We start from the raw sequence: 5,611 nt of genomic DNA, 5'->3' as shown, positions 1-5,611 counted from the left end.
CCGGGCCCCGGCACCGACCCGGCGGGCCCCGACCCGGCGGGCGGCGGCTCTGCTCCGGCTCCGTCGGCCCGCAGCGGCCTCGGCGGTGGAGAGCGGGGACCTGACGGGGCGTGCTTCGTGGACGGGGACGGGCGGCGGCAGTCGCTCTGCGGTGTCTGGCGGGTCGCCGCGCTGCGGGAAGCGTTGCACCGGTTGACGGTCGAGCGGGGCGGCACTCTGTCCGGAGCACCGGTCCGGGCACTGCTGGCCGGTCTCGTCGTACGGGAGGTGGCGTGGTCCGGCGAGGGCCCGCCGCCGTGGTTCGACTGCGACACTGACGAGGACGTACGCCGGGCGGAGGAGTGGGCGCGATGACGGTGATGGACGACTGGGTCACGGCGGTGTGCGCCGAGTTGGATCTGGACCCGGCCGTGGTGCCGGTGCCGGCGGTGCTGGATCTGGCCCGGGACGTCGCCCACCAGGTGCTGCGTCCGGGTGCGCCGGTCACCGCGTACCTCTTGGGGTTGGCGGTTGGCCGGGGCGCGGAGCCGGCGGACGCTGCGGCCCGGCTCAGCGCGCTGGCGGGTGCCTGGCCGGTCGAGCTGGGCGCCGACCCCGCGAATCCGACGGCCCCCTGACCGCCGCTGTCCGATCCCGGTCCGGGCTGATTCGGCCCACGGGCGGCGTGGGTAGGGTGATCGTGACGGACGGAGGCGATCATGACGGCTGACCACCCCTCGGCGCCGCACGGTGAGCTGCCCGGCGCTTCGACTGAGCCGGCGGAATCGATCCTGCTCGACGAGCCCAGCACCACCGACCTGCGCGCGAAGGTGACCGAGGCGTGGCGGGAGTTCGCCCGCGCGCTCGCCGTACGGCTGCGGGAACTTCCCGTCGGCGCGCACCTCGACGTGACCCTGGACCCCACCGCCTCCGGCACCGGGGACGCCGTCTATTCGATAAGCGTGGACGTGGACGCGGACCGGGTGTTGTCCGCCCGCGCGGTCGGCAACGCCACCCTGCCGGCGGGCTACCGACTGGACCGCGGTGCGGTGGCGGACATGGTCGCGCTCGGTTGGTCTCCACCCGGGGTGGTCGCCGGCTCCGGTGGTTCCTTCGGGCTGAACGCCACGACGGCCGAGTCGACCCAGGTCGCCGCGCTGCTCTCCCGCACGCTGCGGGACGTCTACGGCGCTCCGCACCCGGCCTTCCTCGTCTACTCGGTGCAGGACACTGAGGGCGAACCGCTGGCGGTGGACCCGCTGGGCACCGCGCGCAGCGAGTTCGGTCCGGACGCCGACGTGGAGGCGGACCTGGAGGAGGCGTTGGCCGAGGCGGCTGCCGCGCAGGTCGAGCGGGACGACGTGCTCGACCTGGCCGACCGGGTCCGTACCGTGGTCTCCACGATGTTGAAGTCGGACACCGACCGGTTGCAGGTCGACTCGGACGGCGACATCACCATCCGCGCCGGCTCGGCGATGGTCTTCGTGCGGGTGCGGGACAATCCGCCCCTGGTGGACGTCTTCTCTCCGGTGCTTACCGAGGTTGAGCCGACCGAGCGCCTCTACGTCAAGCTCTCCGAGCTGACGAACCGGATGCCGATCGGCCGCCTCTACTGCGCCGACGACACGGTCTGGGCGTCCATCCCGGTGTTCGGCCGTAACTTCCAGGCGACCCATCTGATGCTGGCGGTGCAGGTGATGACCGGTCTGGCCGACGAGTTGGACGACCGCCTGCACGGCGAGTTCGGTGGCAAGCGGTTCTTCGGTGAGGGCGACAAGCCGGTCCGACGCGACGAGTCGGAGCACCGCACCGGCATGTACCTCTGAACCCGGTCAGGTCACGTCCAGCAGGGTCTTGCCGACCGTCGCGCGCGCCTCGATGGCGGCGTGCGCGTCGGCGGCGCGTTCCAGCGGGAAACGCTGGCCGATGAGCGGCCGGAGGTGGCCGGCCGCCGCGTCCGCCAGGGCCTGTTCGGTGTACGCCCGCAGCCGCGCGGGTGGCACGTCCGGCCGGACCAGGGTCACCTGCCGTGCCGTGGCGGCCTCCGCCGACACCGGGGACCACTCCCCGCTCGCCAACCCGAAGCTGACCATCCGGCCGCCCGGGGAGAGCAGGTCGAAGGCGGCCCGGGCCACCGAACCACCGACCCCGTCGAGCACCACGTCGACCCCGCCCACCGCAGCGCGGACCTGCTCGGCCCACTCGGGCAGCAGGTAGTCGACGGCCAGCTCGGCGCCCAGGCCGGGTAGCAGGTCGACCTTGCGTCGCCCACCGGCCACGCCGATCACCCGGGCCCCGGCCCGGACCGCGAGCTGCACCAACAGGCTGCCCACGCCACCAGCCGCGGCCTCCACCAGCACCCGGTCACCCGGGCGGACGCCGACCGCCTCGATCAGCATGGTGGCGGTCCGCCCGTCGGCCAGCAGCGCGACCGCCTCGTCCAGCGCCAACCCGGCCGGCACCGCGATCGACGCCGACGCGTCCACGGCCGCGCGTTCGGCGTAACCGCCGGAACCTCCGGTGGCGCTGACCACCCGCTGCCCGGTCAGCGCCAGGTCGACGTCCGGCCCGACCGCAGTGATCACCCCGCCGACGCCGTTGCCGGGGATCAGCGGTGGGGTGAGGCGGAACGGGCCGGGGCGACCGGCGCGCAGTTGCGTCTCGATGAAGGTGATGTTCGCGTGCGCGACGTCGATCAGCACCTGGCCGGGGCCGGGCACCGGGTCGGGCGCGGGGCCGGGCACCAGCACCTCGGGGCCGCCGAACTCACGTAACCAGATCGCCCGCATGACAGTCCCCTCGGCCTCGGTGGGCTGCCTCGCCCACTCGGGGTCAGTCCACCTCCTCAACCTGGGTTGAGGTCAAGAGGTGCCGGGGGACGGGCCGACGCCGGGCGATTCGACCAGCCGGGAGAGCACGATGGTGCTGCGGGTGGAGGTCACGAAGGACTCGGCACGCAGTCGCTCCAGCGCTGCCTCCAGGTGGGCGATGTCGGCGGCGCGCAGGTGCACGAGCGCGTCCGCCTCCCCGGAGACGGTGTACGCGCCGACCACCTCGGGGTGCCGGCGGGCGGCGACGCCGATCTGCGCCGGGGTGGTCCGGCCGGCGCAGAACAGCTCGACGAATGCCTCCGTCGTCCAGCCGACGGCGGCCGGATCAACGACAGCGGTGAATCCCCTGATCACGCCGGTGGCGCGCAGCCGGTCGACGCGACGCTTGACCGCTGGGGCGGAGAGTGACACCCGAGCGCCGATGTCGGCGTACGACGCGCGGGCGTCCGCGACGAGTAACGCAATGATCCGCTGGTCTACCGCGTCTATCTGCAACGTTCCGCCTCTGGGAAGCAACGCTTGTGGCTGTTTTCAAAGTTCCACGGTACCTACTCTTGGTGACCGTGAACCAGCAGCGTTTCCCGCGAAAGCGGACATATCTCATGTGCTCGCCGGAGTACTTCGCGGTCGAGTACGCGATCAACCCGTGGATGGACGTGACCACCCCGGTCGACCGGGACCTGGCCGTCAAGCAGTGGGACCGGCTGCGCGAGACGCTTGTCGGCCTCGGCCACGAGGTGCACCTGCTCACCCCCGAGCAGGGCCTGCCCGACATGGTCTACGCCGCCAACGGCGGCTTCGTGGTGGACGGCAGCGTCTACGGCGCCCGGTTCAAGCACGAGCAGCGGGCCGCCGAGGCCGCCGCCCACCACGCCTTCTACGAGGCGCAGGGCTGGCGGTTCATCGCACCCAGCGAGACCAACGAGGGTGAGGGCGACTTCGCGTACGTGCCGGAGGCGCACGGCGGGCTCATCCTTGCCGGGCACGGCTTCCGGACCGAGATCCCGGCGCACGCCGAGGCGCAGGAGGCGCTGGGCCGGCCGGTGGTGTCGCTGCGCCTGATCGACCCCCGCTTCTACCACCTGGACGTGGCGCTCGCGGCCATCGACGACGCGAACGTCGTCTACTTCCCGGGCGCGTTCTCCGCGGCCAGCCAGCGGGTGCTCACCCAACTCTTCCCGGACGCGGTGATCGCCGACGACGAGGACGCGATGGCCTTCGGGCTCAACCTGGTCAGCGACGGCGCGAACGTGGTGCTCAACAGCGAGGCCACCCGCCTGGCCGGCAAGCTCAAGGCGGCCGGGTACACCCCTGTCCCGGTCGAGTTGGCCGAGCTGAAGAAGGGCGGCGGCAGCGTGAAGTGCTGCATCGCCGAGCTGCGGCACTGACCCGCGAACGCCTCGGGGCCGGCCTCCCCCTGGGAGACCGGCCCCGAATCGTGCTCCGGGTGGGCGTTCAGCCCAGCGTGGCCAGCTCGTTGATCAGCACGTTCGACATGACCTGACCGTCGCGCTGCACCTCGCGCAGGTACCACTTCTGCTGCGGGGTACGCGGCTGGTTGAACTGCCAGATACCGCGCGGGCTGTCGATCTGGCCGATCTTGCCCAGGGCCAGGTTGACCTGCTGCGGCGTGGGCTTCCCGCCGGCCAGCTGGATGGCCTGGTCGAGCACCTGCGCCGCGTCGTACGACGCCATGGCGTACGTGGTGGGGGTGACCTGGTACTTCTTGCGGTACGCCGAGGCGAAGACCCGGTTCGACGTGTTGTTCAGGTCGGCCGAGTAGTTCAGCGCGGTCTGGATGCCCAGCGCGTTGTCCTTCAGGTTCTCCAGCACCGCGCCCTCGGTGAGGAAGCCGGGTGCGTAGATCGGCCCGGCGAACTTCTCGCGCAGCTGCTTGATGAACTCCACGGCGGCCGCCCCGGCGAAGAAGCAGAAGACCGCGGTGGGCCTCTTGGCCAGCGCCTTGGTGATGTCCGAGGCGTACGTCGTCTTGCCGGGGTTCGGGGTGGCGTTGGTGTAGGTCACCGGATCGCCGATCCGCGGGTCGGTCGCGCCGAACTCCTGCCGGAAGCCGCGGACCACGTCCGGGCTGCCGACGTTCTCCGGCATGATGATCGCGATACGGCCGTTCGCCGGCAGCTGGTCGCGCAGGTAGCGGCCCAGCGCCCGGCCGGCCTCGTCGAGCACGTACGAGGTCCGCCAGATGTAGAAGACGCTCTGCAGGCTGCTCGGTGAGGCGTTGGAGCCGATGAGCGGGACCCGGGCCTGCTCCACGGTGTCCCGGATGCCGACCATCACCGCCGAGTTGACCACGCCGGTGAGCGCCAGCACGCCCTGCTTGAGCAGGCCCTCGACGGCGGCCTTGCCGGTCTTCGCGGTGTCGCCCTCGTCGGCGGTCAGCAGCTCCACCGGGTGGCCGCCCAGCCGCTGGTCGTTCAGGTCGAGGAAGAGCTGGAAGCCGTTGGTGATGTCGTCGCCGATGCTCTTGAAACCACCGGCCTGCGGCGTGATCAACCCGATCTTGATCGGGCCGCGGTCGGCGGTCGGTTCGGCGTCACTGTCTGAGCCACATGCGGCGACGAACCCGGTGGTACCGAGCGCGGCCAACAGTTGGAGCGCCCGCCTGCGATTCATCTGCGACACGGAGTTCCTTCCAGGGAAGCGTTGCAGGGCCGAACACCGCCCCAACGGCGTTCTACCTGCTCCGCGACGCTGCGTCAATGGCTAGTGATCATCGTGCAGGGACCGCAACACAGTAAGAACCTGAGGCCAGGCGACGGACTCCGGGTCGATCAGCCCGA

Annotated in this window: 6 protein-coding genes and 1 pseudogene; 4 read left to right on the top strand and 3 right to left on the bottom strand. The window is 71.5% G+C overall.

The features are described 5' to 3' along the window. The 3 genes and pseudogenes from PSH25_RS12965 to PSH25_RS12955 form a co-directional block, all read left to right on the top strand. Positions 1 to 354, top strand: a pseudogene (locus tag PSH25_RS12965) (bifunctional protein IspD/ispF); the annotation flags it as partial. Next, positions 351 to 617: a DUF6457 domain-containing protein gene (locus PSH25_RS12960; RefSeq protein WP_238659339.1), complete on the top strand. Its 267-nt coding sequence runs from the start codon at positions 351 to 353 to the stop codon at positions 615 to 617. The pseudogene PSH25_RS12965 and the gene PSH25_RS12960, both read left to right, overlap by 4 nt. A gap of 81 nt (positions 618 to 698) precedes the next feature. Beyond that, positions 699 to 1,805 (top strand): T3SS (YopN, CesT) and YbjN peptide-binding chaperone 1, encoded by a 1,107-nt coding sequence (locus PSH25_RS12955; RefSeq protein WP_238659338.1) that lies wholly within the window; start codon positions 699 to 701, stop codon positions 1,803 to 1,805. A 6-nt stretch (positions 1,806 to 1,811) separates the two neighbouring features. On the opposite strand, the gene PSH25_RS12950 is transcribed toward PSH25_RS12955, so the two are convergent. Both PSH25_RS12950 and PSH25_RS12945 read right to left on the bottom strand, forming a co-directional pair. After that, the gene (locus PSH25_RS12950) at positions 1,812 to 2,768 is read right to left on the bottom strand and encodes a zinc-binding dehydrogenase (RefSeq protein ID WP_238659337.1); all 957 of its coding nucleotides are present in this window, start codon (positions 2,766 to 2,768) and stop codon (positions 1,812 to 1,814) included. A 72-nt stretch (positions 2,769 to 2,840) separates the two neighbouring features. Continuing rightward, positions 2,841 to 3,305, bottom strand: a complete 465-nt coding sequence (locus PSH25_RS12945) for an Lrp/AsnC family transcriptional regulator (protein ID WP_238659336.1) — start codon at positions 3,303 to 3,305, stop codon at positions 2,841 to 2,843. 59 nt (positions 3,306 to 3,364) lie between these two features. Here PSH25_RS12945 and ddaH point away from each other — a divergent pair, with 59 nt between their 5' ends. Next, positions 3,365 to 4,198, top strand: a complete 834-nt coding sequence (ddaH, locus tag PSH25_RS12940; protein ID WP_372492786.1) for a dimethylargininase — start codon at positions 3,365 to 3,367, stop codon at positions 4,196 to 4,198. 67 nt (positions 4,199 to 4,265) lie between these two features. Here ddaH and PSH25_RS12935 read toward each other — a convergent pair whose 3' ends face one another. Then, positions 4,266 to 5,453 carry an ABC transporter substrate-binding protein gene (locus PSH25_RS12935; RefSeq protein WP_238659334.1) on the bottom strand — a complete coding sequence of 396 codons (1,188 nt, stop codon included), beginning with the start codon at positions 5,451 to 5,453 and terminating at the stop codon, positions 4,266 to 4,268. Between the last annotated feature and the right edge of the window lie 158 nt (positions 5,454 to 5,611).

Origin of the sequence: Micromonospora foliorum (assembly GCF_022229015.1) — a bacterium.
Classification (GTDB): domain Bacteria; phylum Actinomycetota; class Actinomycetes; order Mycobacteriales; family Micromonosporaceae; genus Micromonospora; species Micromonospora foliorum.
Note: the sequence above shows the minus strand (reverse complement) of the source record. Positions and strands in the feature narration are given on the sequence as shown.

Coding starts and splice junctions, on each gene's coding strand:
- PSH25_RS12960 (WP_238659339.1), top strand. CDS start 351: ATGACGGTGATGGACGACTGGGTCACGGCGGTGTGCGCCGAGTTGGAT.
- PSH25_RS12950 (WP_238659337.1), bottom strand. CDS start 2,768: ATGCGGGCGATCTGGTTACGTGAGTTCGGCGGCCCCGAGGTGCTGGTG.
- PSH25_RS12955 (WP_238659338.1), top strand. CDS start 699: ATGACGGCTGACCACCCCTCGGCGCCGCACGGTGAGCTGCCCGGCGCT.